Source organism: SAR324 cluster bacterium (genome assembly GCA_029245725.1).
Lineage (GTDB): Bacteria > SAR324 > SAR324 > SAR324 > NAC60-12 > JCVI-SCAAA005.
Genome location: JAQWOT010000343.1, coordinates 1 through 12,699, shown reverse-complemented (window position 1 = coordinate 12,699; position 12,699 = coordinate 1). Strand labels below are relative to the sequence as shown.

Below are 12,699 nucleotides of genomic sequence, written 5' to 3'. Positions count from 1 at the left end.
TCCCTTTTGCTATCGCTCTGAATCAACGATGTTCTTGAAATAAAGGAGTTTCGTGCCCAAACCAAATTTATCTGCTCATCCTACGGAAGTTGTCAAACCGCATGACTTTGACCAGTTTTGGCAGGAAATCATGGAGGAAGTTGACTCAATCCCATTGAATGCCTCGATTGAGTTGAATCCTTTGCGTTCCAGTGAGGAAGTAGAGGTGTTTGATGTCAAATATGACAGCCTTGATGGTTTGCGAATCGCTGGCTGGTATTGTCTGCCCAGAGAAAGAACCAAGACCCTTCCCGCCCGCGTTTTCTATCCAGGCTACATCAGTGAGCCAACCTTGCCAAAATCACATGCTGCCCAAGGTTATGCTACCTTTGGTGCTGCTCCACGGGGCAAATTACGGAGCAATGGCGCATTCAACCCCGGATATCCTGGTTTGTTAACCCACAACATCAATGATCGAGACCATTACGGTTACAAGGGATTTTACATCGATGCAGTGAGGGTGATTGATTTTCTACTTGAGCAACCAGAGGTAGACTCTGATCGGATTGGAATCCAAGGGAGTAGCCAGGGAGGTGCATTGACTCTTGTTGTCTCCGCGCTCCGTCAACAAGTCAGAGCCGCTTCAGCTGGAGCACCTTATCTTGCGGGCGTCGTGGACGCCTTTAAATTGACGCGTACTTATCCGTATGAGGAAATCAACGATTATCTGGGAATACACCCAGAACATAGGTCAGCGATAGTGGATACTTGGAATTATTATGACTGCTTCAACTTTGCAGAGCGGATTCAATGTCCCATCATCGTGTACATTGGCCTGCAAGACGATGTTTGTCCTCCAGAGACTGCCTATCCATTGATGGAAAGGATTGGTACGTCTAATAAAAAGCTCTACGAATACGAAGGGCATGGTCATGACGCCAATCATCATGAGCATGATCATGTGGTGGATGCTTTTTTCGACAACCAATTGAAACAAGCTGGATCTTGAGTCACCAAGCTCTGAAAATACAAGGAATCATGAAACCAAAGGACTTTGATCAATTCTGGGCTGGTATTGAAAGCGACTTGAATTCAGTGGTTCCAGAGCCTGAATTGAAGGCACTGTCCATTCGCAGCAAACCTCAATTCACTCTGTACGGCTTACAGCTTTCAAGTGTGAAAGGTTATCGAATCTTTGCTTACTACAGTGTGCCAAGAGGTGAAGGGCCCTTCCCAGTCATCTACCATCTCCCAAACTATGGGAGCGTTGTTCACATCCCACCTTTCGAAGAGCGTTGTAAATATATCTGCGTAGCGTTGTGTCATCGAGGCCAACGACTCTCTGATGAGCCTTTTGCGGCAGCATATCCAGGATTATTGACCTTGGGGATTGAAGCTGCAGAATCCTACATTTACCGTGATATTGCTGGAGATTGTCTATCTGTCATGGACTTTTTGAAAAGTCGTGAAGAAGTGGACGGTCAAAGAATTTGCTTACTTGGTGGTGAATTAGCGCTTTGGACAGCAGCCCGTAGATCTGAGGCAGCCGCCCTCCACTATACCCCTGCGCTCCATTACAACTCCCTTAAGAGGGCATCACAGGCTAGCAACTATCCCCTCGAAGAATTCAACGATCACTTGCGAGGCTCAGCATCCGCTCAAATGTCCGTAGAGAAAACTCTGTCTTATTTTGAACCAGTTCATCACGCTCCCCATGTTCAAATACCCACCATGTTAGTTGAAGACTCTGTGGGGTTCTGTGATGCTTTGGTTGAGGCTTTTACGGGGCCTGTTGATAGAGTACCTTTGCAGCACTCGAGTTATCGAGATGGGGTTCGACAAGCAAACTGGATTGCAGATAAGCTTGATAATGGCCGGCCGATCCTCCCAGCCCATTGGTGCTAGTTTTTGTGCTCAAACAAAATTTTACTGGAATCGTAGACCGCACTCAGCATGATTTACACCCTGAATGGCGAGTAGTGGATGAATCAACTGAGTTAAAGTGAGATTATCACCCAGGCTGTCTTCGACTGAAGTGTTCGCTTGATCTACCCGGAATACTGTTAGGTCTGCTTTCTTTCCAACTTTCAACCAATCTTCCCCCTCCGTGGGGTCTAAAAAGGAAGAGGGTCTTGTTGATCCTGCTGCAATGACTTGTTCCAGCGGCATTCCCAGATTCAAAAGTTTTGAAAGGGTTGTAGGCAGGTCGTAGGCAGGCCCCTTGATGCTGTTGCGGTGCAGGTCGGTGCTAATCAAATCTGTTTCGATTCCCTGCTCTCTCGCAAAGCGCATCACCTTGAAGGAAAAAGAGGCTGCACCATGCCCCACGTCCAGTAAAACCCCCCGAATTCTCGCTTCGTGAACAGCGGCAAGTGACCTCGGATCCTCCATCAGATTACCCCCGGGTTTCCCATGAAAGGCATGGGTGACCACATCCCCTTCCTCGAGAAGATCAAGCACGTCTTCCATCAAGGGTGGTGGTTCCCCAACATGGACGATCAGCGGCAATCCTGCGACACGGGCTACCTTCCTCGCTACTCGTACTGCTTCAGCACCTAAGTCTCCAGTGATGACCTGACTAGCCCTGCACTTGATCCCCCGAATTAGGTCAGGATAATTCTCAATGGTTTTTAAAGTTCGTTCTACATTCACCGAGCGAAACCCAAGAGAAAGTTCACTGATTCGATTGCAGGCGACAAGTCCGATGCTTCCGATGTTCAAGAAAGCAAAGAGCCTCTCTTTGGCCTGTTTAGCAATGAATTCTGAAAATCCCACAAAGTTGGCTTCCCCTGCAGAGCCACAATCAACTAAAGTAGTCACTCCAGTTTCAAGTCCAGCCTGTTCAGGCCGGATGGAGATGTCGGTCGCCCCAAAATAGACGTGTACGTGCAGATCCACCCAACCTTTCGACATCAGGGCATTTTCAAATGCATACTCTTTAAAACCCTTTGGGTTGTCCAACTGAGGTCCAAGGCGGATGATCTTACCGTCTTCGATTTCAAGATCAATTGGTTGTGATGTGGTATTTGGACTGTTCAAAGGGGTGACTTTTCTGATGATCATCTGGATCCTTCTACAAATTATTTATTTGAAAATGCGAGATTTTGCTGCCCAACCTTCAAGCAAGGTATATTTGTTATCCGACCAAAAATATGAATTTAGGGAATTTAGTCGAGCGATTTTTGAAAATTCAGCCACCATTTAGCAAAATTCATTTGTCTTTTTCCTGATAAATTGACTTATGTCTCTGATAATTATTTGCCTTATTCTAAAAGGAAATCATTATGATTCCAGATACTAACGAATTTAAATATTTCAATATCAATTATCCAGGATAGATATGCAGAAACCAAAAATTGGATTTATTGGCTTGGGACTGATGGGCTCAGCCATGGTAGAAAGACTTCAATCGCTGGGCTATGAATTGATAGTCAAAGGCAATCGAAGTCGTCAGAAAATTGAGGAAGCAATATCTCGGGGAGCTGTTGAGTCAGCCTCAGCAAAGCAGATGGCAGAACAAGTCGAGATTGTGATGTTCTGTGTGGATAACTCCCAAAGTGTGGAATCTAACATTTACGGTGACGCAGGAGTCCTTTTGGGAGTTAAAGCTGGTACAACTGTAATCGACTTCGGCACTTCTTTGCCCTCTTCGACATTGAAGATTGCACAGGATTTGGCTGCGAAGGGAGCATTCTATTTGGATTGTCCCCTGGGGCGAACTCCAGCACACGCAAAGGATGGCAAGCTGAATGTCATGGGAGCTGGGGATGAGGTGGTTTTCAATCAGGTAAAACCAGTGCTAAATGACCTTGGGGAAAATGTTTTTTATCTAGGTTCGTCAAGCACTGGGAACAAAATCAAACTTCTGAACAACTTTTTTGCGATGACAACGGCCTGTGCCATGGCAGAGGTCTTCGCTATGGCAGATGCTGCAGAGGTTCCCCGTGATAAAGTTTATCAAGCCATGTCAGCGGGACCATTACGTTCAGGTATGATGGATTTTATTAGGAACTATGCCATCGATGGGCAGATTGATCTCACATTTTCTATAGAGAATGCGGTGAAAGATATCAACTACTATGTCCAAATGGCTGAGGATCTCAATACGACTTCTCGAATGGCAATTGGGGCTCAGTCAACCTTGGCAGAGGCTGTGGGAACGAGTCAGGGTGCGAAGATGGTCCCACAGATGGTTGATTTCTTGAGTGAGAATTTGCATCAAAGACCCAAAAACTAACAATCAGGCAATGTTCGGCAAAATAATGCAAGCAGAGTTTAATATACCTTGCTATCAAATTCTTAAAGGAATATTCTCCGCGCGTACTTCGCATCATTGAAGATACTCAATGTCAACTTGCTATGGAGAGAAACATGAAAACGTGGATGATTTCAAAAACAGCCAAATCGATTCTGTCAAAGATGATTGGAATCGGACTCGCCACGAGCATGGTTTTTGTTGGGGCAACCACCACGGTCTACGCTAAGAAAATCACACTGCACGGTGCCAGCCAGTTTGATGAGACACACTCCTACACTCGCTTGATGCGACGCTTCGAGGAACTCACCAAAATGTATTATAATGGCCCCGATGAGCTTGAATTTGTGATGCACCTGAACAGTGAATTAGGACTGGAGAAAGATTATGTCGCCTACATGAACCAGGGAATCTCGGTTGACTACGCTGTCGCCTCTCCTTCCCACATGTCAACCTTTTCCCAGATGGCAACTCTGATGGATCCACCAATGCTTTTCAGAGATCCAGCTCACTGGAGCAAGGTACTGACAAGCGGTGTGTTTGGACCGATTGAAGAAGATATTTACAAGCGCGCTGACATCAAAATTATTGGCTATGGTGGAGGTGGAATTCGGCACCTGATCGTCAACAAGCCAGTTAGTAACATGTCAGAGATCAGTGATGTGCCGATTCGTGTGATGGGTGCTCCGATTCAAACCCAATTGTTCAATGCTTTTGGGATGGCTCCATCCGTAATCGCTTACTCTGAAGTCTACAATGCAATTCAGACTGGTGTGATTGATGCCGCGGAGAATGAAGCCGCAGGGATTCAGCAGATGAAGTTCTACGAGGTTGGACCAAATATCTCCCTCACAGCACACTCCATTACCGTGCGACCGCTGGCCGTCAGTGGCAAGACTCTCCGAAGCCTTCCCGAAGATTTACAGGCAGCAATCATTCAGGCTGGAAAAGATGCTGGTGCCTACGGTCGTGTAGTTGAAATGACCGAGGGGCAAGGAATTTTGACCAAGCTTGAGTCTGAGGGCAAATTGAAGACGGTCAACTTTACCGAACGTCAGAAGTTGATTGATGCTGCGATGCCTGTTCTTGAAGAGTTCTTTGCAGATAATGATGCTGCTGATCTCTACAAAGCTATCCAAGCCATAAAGTAACCTAATTTTGAAATAGGGGGCCGAATAGGCTCCCTTCAAATGACTCAAGACCATGATTTTTGAGTTTTATCACAGGTTTCTCAGAGGCCTGCTCACAGCCTTGATGTTTCTGCTGTTACTTCCAGTTTCAATGCAGATGCTCTCCCGCTACACGGGTTTGATTCCAAGGTACATCTGGACTGAGGAGATGGCCCGATTCTGTTTCATCTGGATCATCCTCGTTGGCTCCATGGTCGCTGTTCGTGACAAGTCCCATTTTATCGTAGATTTGATAGCTGAGCCGAAGACACAACGCGGTAAGGTAATTTGGGAATTGATACCAGATTTCATGATGACTTGTGTTGCTGTCATCTTCATCATTTGGGGTTGGCCACTGGTACAGTTTGGATTGATGCAACAGTCCGAGATGTCTGGATTACCCATGATCTATATCTACGGGGCCTGGCCTTTGGCAGGGGCAACATGGTTCTTCTTTTTGATCGAAAAATTCATCAATAACCTGAAAACCTTGAAAAGTTCAAAATGACTGCGGGAGAAGTTTCAGCAATCCTTTTCCCCACATTTATCGTTCTCATCATATTGAGGGTGCCAGTGGCCTTTGCGTTGGGGCTTGCGTGTGCACCAGTGTTGCTGCTTTCGGATCGCTTGACGCCAATCGTGTTGATGAACGAAATGTTCAAATCCTATAACGCTTTCATTTTGCTGGCGGTCCCCTTCTTTTTACTTGCTGCTAACTTGATGAATGCCTCGGGGATCACGGATCGCCTGATTCGTTTTTCGAGAGCCCTCGTGGGGCATTTGACAGGCGGTCTGGGACACGTAAATGTTGTTGTCAGTATGCTCTTTGCGGGTATCTCAGGTTCTTCAACAGCAGATGCTGCAGGGATCGGTTCCCTACTGATCCCACAAATGAAAAAACAGGGTTTCTCCACTTCCTTTTCAGTGGCAATCACAGCTTGTTCGTCGGTGATGGGTGTGATCATTCCTCCTAGCATCATGATGGTGGTCTGGGGGGGATTGATGTCAGTTTCAATTGGAGGACTCTTCCTGGCTGGGGTGGTTCCCGGAGTTTTGATTGCTGCCTCACAAATGTTAGCTGTATATATTTATGCCAAGTCAAATAATTATGAGACGACCCAACGATCAAACCTCAAAGAACTCTTTGTCGCCCTAATCCAGGCAATTCCCCCATTGATGACGCCTGTTATCATCGTCGGAGGAATCGTGGGCGGAATCTTTACTCCTACTGAAGCTTCGGCTGTAGCTGTCGTTTATTCCCTTTTACTAGGAGTGATTGGCTACCGTACTTTAAACCTCAGCAAAGTCGTCAAAGCATTTTATGAAGCTGGCCGCTTCTCCGCAGTTTCATTGTTCTGCGTAGGAACTGCGTCAGCATTTGGCTGGCTGCTAGCGTATTACAAAGTGCCCTTGGCCATCGTAGAATTCTTGAAACCTTTTGGTGTGGGACCGCTCAGTACTGGTTTGATCATCGCGGGGGCTTTTCTGTTCATTGGTATGTTCATCGACGCCATTCCAGCAATCATCATTCTTGGAACCGTTCTACTCCCCTTAGCTCAATACGCTGGAATCCATGACATTCACTTCGCTATCATTGGCGTTGTCTCTCTTGCTTTTGGTTTGGTCTCACCTCCTTACGGACTTTGCCTGATGATTTCCTGCTCGATTGGTGAGATCAAAATCATTGACGCCTTACAGCATGTGTGTTTTATTTTGATCCCAATGTTACTAATTCTATTAGTAATAATTCTACTGCCTGACCTCATCTTGTATCTGCCCAGATTGTTGATGCCTCGTTTTATGTAAATTAGAAAATGTCTCTGGAAGTCACACCACTCAATCCAAAATTATCAGATTTTGTTGCCAAGGTAGAAGGCGTTTCATTGGCGAAACCTCTGACTTCTGAGAACGTCGAAGCTCTCTTAAACGCTTTGGATACGTTTGCAGTGCTAGTTTTTCCAAATCAAGTTTTGGCAGATGAGCAGCACATTCGATTCAGTCGATACTTCGGTGATTTGGAGTTGGCTACTGGCGATTACATGAAGCAAGATGACCGGCGATTGCAAATGGAATTAAACGATATTTCCAATATAGATCGTACTGGTGGAAAAATGGAGGCTGCTGATCCAAAGAGGCTGTTTTCCCTTGGAAATATGCTTTGGCATTCAGACAGTTCTTTTAAGGCGATTCCGGCACAATATTCAATCCTTTCGGCCAAGATCATTCCGGCTACTGAAGGGGATACAGAGTTTGCAGACATGAGAGCTGCCTGGAATGCATTAGATGAAAAAACTCAGCAGAAATGCCTTGGCCAGGTAACTCGCCACAGTCAGCTATATTCAAGAGGTGAACTGGGTTTTACAGAGTTCCGGGAAGATCAGCAGGAAGCAATGGTTCCAGTCAGGCAGGCCCTCGTTCGAAGGCACCCTAGGACCAAGAACATTTCCCTATATCTTTCTGCACATGCAGGCATGATCGAGGGTTGGACAGTTCCCGAATCTCGGATCTTTCTCAAGCGATTGGCAGAGCATGCGACCCAGCGAGAATTCGTTTATCGACATAAGTGGAAAGTCAATGACCTGGTGATTTGGGATAACCAAGCCACGATGCATCGTGCGATGGGCTATGACAACAAAGAAGAACGTGATATGAGACGCACCACCATCAAGGGGGTTACTTCGTCGCTAGAAGAGATGCCTGGTTAGGTGCCTGAGATAAAAAAGACTAGACAATGGTTGCTGGTAAAGTGAATGATTCATTTATAATATATTAAATCATAAAATTAAATTAATTAAATTATTTTAATTGTTTAAACTTTAACATCAATCCATTTTCTAGATTCTGCAGCTTCTAAGATGGCATCCGCCACAGCCTGGGCACGCATCCCGTGATAGAAGGATGGTGTGCACTCCCTACCCTCTCGAATTGCACTAATAAATTCCCAAGCTTGATCATATCTAAATCGAATCAGAGGATCCCCATCATTAGGATCTCTTGGTGAATCAGAACGCTTTAAAAATTCTGCTGGAACTGGTTGAATTTGGTAGGATTTTCCACGATTACCGAAAAGGATTTGGTAGGGATTATGTAGCTGATAAACTGCAGATGCCTTTGTACCGTTCAACTCAGCCTGATCGTGATCACCTCTTGGACCAAAGCCTTTGGTGAGCTTTCCCATTTCAAAAACACCCGTTGTGCCATTTTCAAATTGGGCGATCCAGGCAACCCAATCCTCCACATCCTGGGGTGGACAAGGCTCTCCACTTTTCGTGAGATCACGAGTTGCCCATTGTTTTGTGTGGGCGCACAAGGAAGCGATGGGACCCAGCAGATCTTCCGCAAAATCAATCCGGTGAATGCCCATATCTCCCAATTCACCGGAACCAGCCTGGTCATAATACTGGCGCCAGCCAATCGCTTGTTCGCCCCAGTCCTGTAAACGTTGAAACCTCGCATGACGAATCTCTCCCAATGCTCCGGTGTGAACCAAATAACGGATGTAGTTCATCGCAGGAACAAATCGATAGGTGAAAGCTGTCATGTTCCAAAGTTTTGTTTTCTGGGCAGCGGCCAGAATTTCTTTGGTCTCCTGAAGATTCATTCCCAGTGGTTTCTCACAAAGCACATGTGACCCAGCTTCGAAAGCTTTCAAAATCAGCGATTTGTGAGTGCAGTTTGGGGTGGCGATCACTACTGCTTCCGGTTGTATTTCCCTTAGCAGGTCATCAACATCGTTAAAGCAAGCCTCTACTCTCCATTCCTTGCTCCGTTTCTCTCGCAGCGAAGCATCTGGATCACAAATCCCTACAATTTTAACTCCAGGGATCCGAGAAAAACTAGGATAGTGGACTTGTGCACAGACACCACCCACCCCGATCAGGGCTACTCGAATCATCTTTGAACTCATGGCTTACTCCTTTGAACTATTCTGGTCATTCCAGGCTTCCATCCATATTCATGGAAATCTGCATGGGTGCCTTCCTACAATCTAGTACAAGCATCGTGTTTGGTGGAGCATCCTGCCAGCGAGGATCTTTATTCAGTGGCTCAAGAGAAACAATCATTGCTTCCACCTAGTCAGTAAGTGCCTCTTACATAATTTTCAGGGTAGGTTCGACCGATCCATTCCTGTACTTTAGGGTGTTGATCGACGGCTAAACAGGCTCGTCTGATTTTTGGAAAGTCTGCAAGTAGGTCTTTGGGTATTCCATCCAATAAGCCAGAGGTAAACCATCCTAGAACTCGCCAAATTGCAATATCGGCTGTGCTGATCGAAGGAGGAACAATCCAATCTGATCCCTCTGGAATCAAACGCTCTAACATTCCTAATTTCCTTTTCAGGGGACCGTTTGCCAATTCTAACCGTGCAGCCAATTTTTGGTCTTCATCCTTAATTTGGTTCGTACTGGAAACCATTGTGTTGAGATCAGTAGCAAAATCGATAAACTGATCGATTTGCGCGGCCTTGAGGTGATCATCCGTTGGGTAAAGTCCTGATAATTTTCCACAAAATCTTGCGATGCCACCTGTTTGGGCAATTGATTTTCCGTCCACTTCAAGAACTGGCATCTGATGGAAAGGCATGACAGTGCCATCATCTAATTTTCCGGACTCCTTTGCCCGGAGGAACTCTTCTCGACCGATTCGTAAATCCTCGAATTCCACGTCTCCAATAAAGAGGCTGATTCTGCCAACTTCAGCTCTCCAAAACGGCATGTTTGTATAAATAAATCTCAACTGCATACTATGTAACTTTCCAATATGATGAAGTAATCGAGAGACGAAACTTGATGAAACACCGGATGGATATTACTCTTCGCCTTTCATTCGTCAAGAGAGTGATTGAGGAATTTATGGAAGATTCAGCTCAGTTCAAAGGTAGATCTTCTAAGCAAAGAATTTTGCTGAATGAAAAGATTGGTTTAAGTGAAAATCAAAAAGATAAATAGATTAATAAAATCAGTATTTCTTTTGGGTGAGTAATGGAGAAAAATGAAGGGCTTACTGGTGCTCAGCTCCTTGTCCAGTGTCTACAAAATCTTGGTGTAAAAAATAGCTTTGGTGTCCCGGGGGAATCCTACCTGGCGGTATTGGATGCTCTTCATGATGCTGACATTCAGTTCACCCTCTGTCGACAGGAAGGGGCCGCCAGTTTTGCAGCATGTGCATGGGGTAAGCTGACTGGTATGCCAGGAATCTGTTTTGTAACTCGGGGTCCTGGAGCGGCCAATGGCTCAATCGGTGTTCATTCTGCTCATCAAGACAGCTCTCCGATGATTCTTTTCGTAGGACAGGTTGGTGTTGATCATAAAGACCGAGAGGCTTTTCAGGAAGTTGATTATCGTGCTTTCTTTGGGCCTTTGGCCAAATGGGCTACTGAGATTGACAACGCTGCGCGCATTCCAGAGTTCGTTAGCCGTGCATGGCGACTTGCCTTGTCGGGTCGGCCAGGACCAGTAGTGATTGGATTACCCGAAGACATGTTGACCACTCAAACTTCTGTCGAACCTTGTCAACCACTTGAAGTAGCTGAGGCTGGGGTTGATCTTTCTCAAGCTGAAGCGCTTACAGGGATTCTGAACGGGGCGGAGCGACCTCTGATCCTCATCGGGGGAGGAGGCTGGAAGGGAGTGGGCAAAGCCGCTTTGCAGAAGTTTGCAGAGCTTCATAATTTTCCTGTTTCAGCAATTTTTCGCTATCACGACCTCATTGACAACAATAGCCCTGTGTACGTTGGAGACGCCGGTGTTGGGATGGCAGCCCATCTCGCTGAAATGATCAAAAATTCAGATGTGATATTGGCTATCAATGCCCGCCTGGGTGAGGCCGCTACTCAGTCCTGGTCGCTCTTGGAAGTACCCTATCCTCGTCAAAAATTGATTCATGTTCACGCTTCGGACAAAGAAATCGGCAAAATATTTCAACCACGTATTAGTTTTCATGCAAACCCAAACCAGCTTTCGCAGTTTCTTGAGAGCTTGGAAATTAGCGGTAAAAATCTTCACCAGAGAACCTCGTGGATGGCTAAGGGCCATTCTGACTATCTTTCATCCTTGATAGCTCCTCCACAAAACAGCCCTGTGGACATGTCAGCAGTGATGAAGTTCCTGCAAGATCGGCTGGAGAAGGATGCCATCTTGACCAACGGGGCAGGAAATTTCGCATTTTGGCCAAATAAACACTTTTGCTTTGGCCCAAGACATAGGTTGCTGGCTCCACAAAGTGGGGCTATGGGCTATGGGCTGCCAGCAGCAATCGCTGCGGCACTGGCCTATCCTGATCGGCAGGTTGTTTGTTTTGCCGGTGATGGAGATCTACAAATGGGATTGGCTGAACTCGGCACAGCTGTTCAGCATGGCGCTAGAATGGTGATTTTAGTCTTAAATAATGGAGCTTATGGCACCATTCGGATGCACCAGGAGAAGAAGTATCCTGGTAGAGTTTCTGGAACGAATCTGCACAATCCCGATTTTGCTGCCGTTGCTGAAGCTTTTGGAATGAAGGGTTTTTGTGTAAGAAAAACGGAGGATTTTGCAGAGGCCTTCGAAAAGGCATCTGAGTCAGAAACTGGTGCTCTGCTTGAATTAATTGTCAGTGTCGAGGCAATCACCCCAAGGAAGACTATTGCTGATCTTCGTTCAAGTGGATAGCTGAATAATTTGCGAAACAGGAGAATCTTGCTGAACGGTAGACTTTATTGGCCTAAATATTTGACTGGAATATAGATAGGGTTTTAATCAAGTTTTCAGAGGTGTCTTCTGCAGAATCTCTCAACTAGAATACGTTTCTCACAATTTCGAACAATTCCAGAACTACCCTCGAAAAGGAATATAAAATCACTGCCCCACAGAGAGTCAGGTCTCCTTCCCCTTTCGTTGGATGAAAGAGCATGATCATCGCGGAAGGAATCTCTAAAGCTTCGCTTTCCACCCTTCTTTGTCTGAATAAAATCAAAATGGTGAAGGCTCCACCAAGTAGAATTAACCAAACAACCATAAATTAGCCCCCCGCTGAAATCTTTGAAAGACACTTTTATTTCTCAATTTCTAAGCAATTCTGAATCCAGAACAATCCATTCAATATACGAGCATTTAGATTTTCAAGTCTCAGTTCTAGTTTTAGAAATTTAATTGAGAAAACACTGAGGGCTATTTGGTGCAAGCTGAAAGGAAGATAGATTAAGAATAACTCCAGCTTTTATGCGGCTGAGGGTGAAAAAACAAGATTTTATAGTGCTGGTGAATTCTTAGTCTCCCCAAGCTCCGTGGAATTCATAGGCAACAGCTGGTTGATCAC

General features: G+C 45.7%; 13 protein-coding genes. 9 read left to right on the top strand and 4 right to left on the bottom strand.

Annotation, left to right across the window (positions count from 1 at the left end; genetic code table 11):
• Window positions 1-52 precede the first annotated feature (52 nt).
• Together P8O70_18635 and P8O70_18630 are read left to right on the top strand one after the other, a co-directional pair.
• Window positions 53-988, top strand: a complete 936-nt coding sequence (locus tag P8O70_18635; protein ID MDG2198857.1) for an acetylxylan esterase — start codon at window positions 53-55, stop codon at window positions 986-988.
• Between the two features lie 29 nt (window positions 989-1,017).
• Entirely contained in the window at window positions 1,018-1,884 is an 867-nt protein-coding gene (locus tag P8O70_18630) for an acetylxylan esterase (protein ID MDG2198856.1), read from the top strand.
• A gap of 21 nt (window positions 1,885-1,905) precedes the next feature.
• Here the strand turns inward: P8O70_18630 and P8O70_18625 are convergent, their stop codons facing one another.
• Window positions 1,906-3,042 carry an amidohydrolase/deacetylase family metallohydrolase gene (locus tag P8O70_18625; protein ID MDG2198855.1) on the bottom strand — a complete coding sequence of 379 codons (1,137 nt, stop codon included), beginning with the start codon at window positions 3,040-3,042 and terminating at the stop codon, window positions 1,906-1,908.
• Between the two features lie 277 nt (window positions 3,043-3,319).
• On the opposite strand from P8O70_18625, the gene P8O70_18620 reads away from it, so the two are divergent.
• The 5 genes from P8O70_18620 (at window position 3,320) to P8O70_18600 (ending at window position 8,108) form a co-directional block, all read left to right on the top strand.
• Window positions 3,320-4,216 (top strand): NAD(P)-dependent oxidoreductase, encoded by an 897-nt coding sequence (locus P8O70_18620; protein MDG2198854.1) that lies wholly within the window; start codon window positions 3,320-3,322, stop codon window positions 4,214-4,216.
• A gap of 134 nt (window positions 4,217-4,350) precedes the next feature.
• The gene (locus P8O70_18615) at window positions 4,351-5,385 is read left to right on the top strand and encodes a TRAP transporter substrate-binding protein (protein MDG2198853.1); all 1,035 of its coding nucleotides are present in this window, start codon (window positions 4,351-4,353) and stop codon (window positions 5,383-5,385) included.
• A 103-nt stretch (window positions 5,386-5,488) separates the two neighbouring features.
• A complete protein-coding gene (locus P8O70_18610) occupies window positions 5,489-5,911 on the top strand; it encodes a TRAP transporter small permease subunit (protein MDG2198852.1) in 423 nt (140 codons plus the stop codon).
• Window positions 5,908-7,209, top strand: coding sequence for a TRAP transporter large permease (locus P8O70_18605; protein ID MDG2198851.1), 1,302 nt, complete (start codon window positions 5,908-5,910; stop codon window positions 7,207-7,209). Before P8O70_18610 ends, P8O70_18605 begins: the two co-directional genes overlap by 4 nt.
• A gap of 8 nt (window positions 7,210-7,217) precedes the next feature.
• Entirely contained in the window at window positions 7,218-8,108 is an 891-nt protein-coding gene (locus P8O70_18600) for a TauD/TfdA family dioxygenase (protein MDG2198850.1), read from the top strand.
• 104 nt (window positions 8,109-8,212) lie between these two features.
• Here P8O70_18600 and P8O70_18595 read toward each other — a convergent pair whose 3' ends face one another.
• Genes P8O70_18595 through P8O70_18585 form a run of 3 tightly spaced genes read right to left on the bottom strand, consistent with a single transcriptional unit; the run spans window position 8,213 to window position 10,146 of the window.
• Entirely contained in the window at window positions 8,213-9,310 is a 1,098-nt protein-coding gene (locus tag P8O70_18595; GenBank protein ID MDG2198849.1) for a Gfo/Idh/MocA family oxidoreductase, read from the bottom strand.
• Window positions 9,311-9,335: 25 nt separating this feature from the next.
• Window positions 9,336-9,467 (bottom strand): hypothetical protein, encoded by a 132-nt coding sequence (locus tag P8O70_18590; GenBank protein MDG2198848.1) that lies wholly within the window; start codon window positions 9,465-9,467, stop codon window positions 9,336-9,338.
• Between the two features lie 13 nt (window positions 9,468-9,480).
• On the bottom strand, window positions 9,481-10,146 hold the full coding sequence (locus tag P8O70_18585) for a glutathione S-transferase family protein (protein ID MDG2198847.1): 666 nt from the start codon (window positions 10,144-10,146) through the stop codon (window positions 9,481-9,483).
• A 59-nt stretch (window positions 10,147-10,205) separates the two neighbouring features.
• On the opposite strand from P8O70_18585, the gene P8O70_18580 reads away from it, so the two are divergent.
• Together P8O70_18580 and P8O70_18575 are read left to right on the top strand one after the other, a co-directional pair.
• Window positions 10,206-10,352 (top strand): hypothetical protein, encoded by a 147-nt coding sequence (locus P8O70_18580; protein ID MDG2198846.1) that lies wholly within the window; start codon window positions 10,206-10,208, stop codon window positions 10,350-10,352.
• Window positions 10,353-10,385: 33 nt separating this feature from the next.
• The gene (locus P8O70_18575; protein MDG2198845.1) at window positions 10,386-12,053 is read left to right on the top strand and encodes a thiamine pyrophosphate-binding protein; all 1,668 of its coding nucleotides are present in this window, start codon (window positions 10,386-10,388) and stop codon (window positions 12,051-12,053) included.
• The last annotated feature ends 646 nt before the right edge of the window (window positions 12,054-12,699 follow it).

Bases quoted from the DNA above. Each gene is read 5' to 3' on its own strand.
- P8O70_18620 (MDG2198854.1), top strand. From the start codon at position 3,320: ATGCAGAAACCAAAAATTGGATTTATTGGCTTGGGACTGATGGGCTCA.
- P8O70_18630 (MDG2198856.1), top strand. From the start codon at position 1,018: ATGAAACCAAAGGACTTTGATCAATTCTGGGCTGGTATTGAAAGCGAC.
- P8O70_18575 (MDG2198845.1), top strand. From the start codon at position 10,386: ATGGAGAAAAATGAAGGGCTTACTGGTGCTCAGCTCCTTGTCCAGTGT.
- P8O70_18595 (MDG2198849.1), bottom strand. From the start codon at position 9,310: ATGAGTTCAAAGATGATTCGAGTAGCCCTGATCGGGGTGGGTGGTGTC.
- P8O70_18590 (MDG2198848.1), bottom strand. From the start codon at position 9,467: ATGATTGTTTCTCTTGAGCCACTGAATAAAGATCCTCGCTGGCAGGAT.
- P8O70_18605 (MDG2198851.1), top strand. From the start codon at position 5,908: ATGACTGCGGGAGAAGTTTCAGCAATCCTTTTCCCCACATTTATCGTT.
- P8O70_18585 (MDG2198847.1), bottom strand. From the start codon at position 10,146: ATGCAGTTGAGATTTATTTATACAAACATGCCGTTTTGGAGAGCTGAA.
- P8O70_18625 (MDG2198855.1), bottom strand. From the start codon at position 3,042: ATGATCATCAGAAAAGTCACCCCTTTGAACAGTCCAAATACCACATCA.
- P8O70_18615 (MDG2198853.1), top strand. From the start codon at position 4,351: ATGAAAACGTGGATGATTTCAAAAACAGCCAAATCGATTCTGTCAAAG.
- P8O70_18580 (MDG2198846.1), top strand. From the start codon at position 10,206: ATGGATATTACTCTTCGCCTTTCATTCGTCAAGAGAGTGATTGAGGAA.
- P8O70_18610 (MDG2198852.1), top strand. From the start codon at position 5,489: ATGTTTCTGCTGTTACTTCCAGTTTCAATGCAGATGCTCTCCCGCTAC.
- P8O70_18600 (MDG2198850.1), top strand. From the start codon at position 7,218: ATGTCTCTGGAAGTCACACCACTCAATCCAAAATTATCAGATTTTGTT.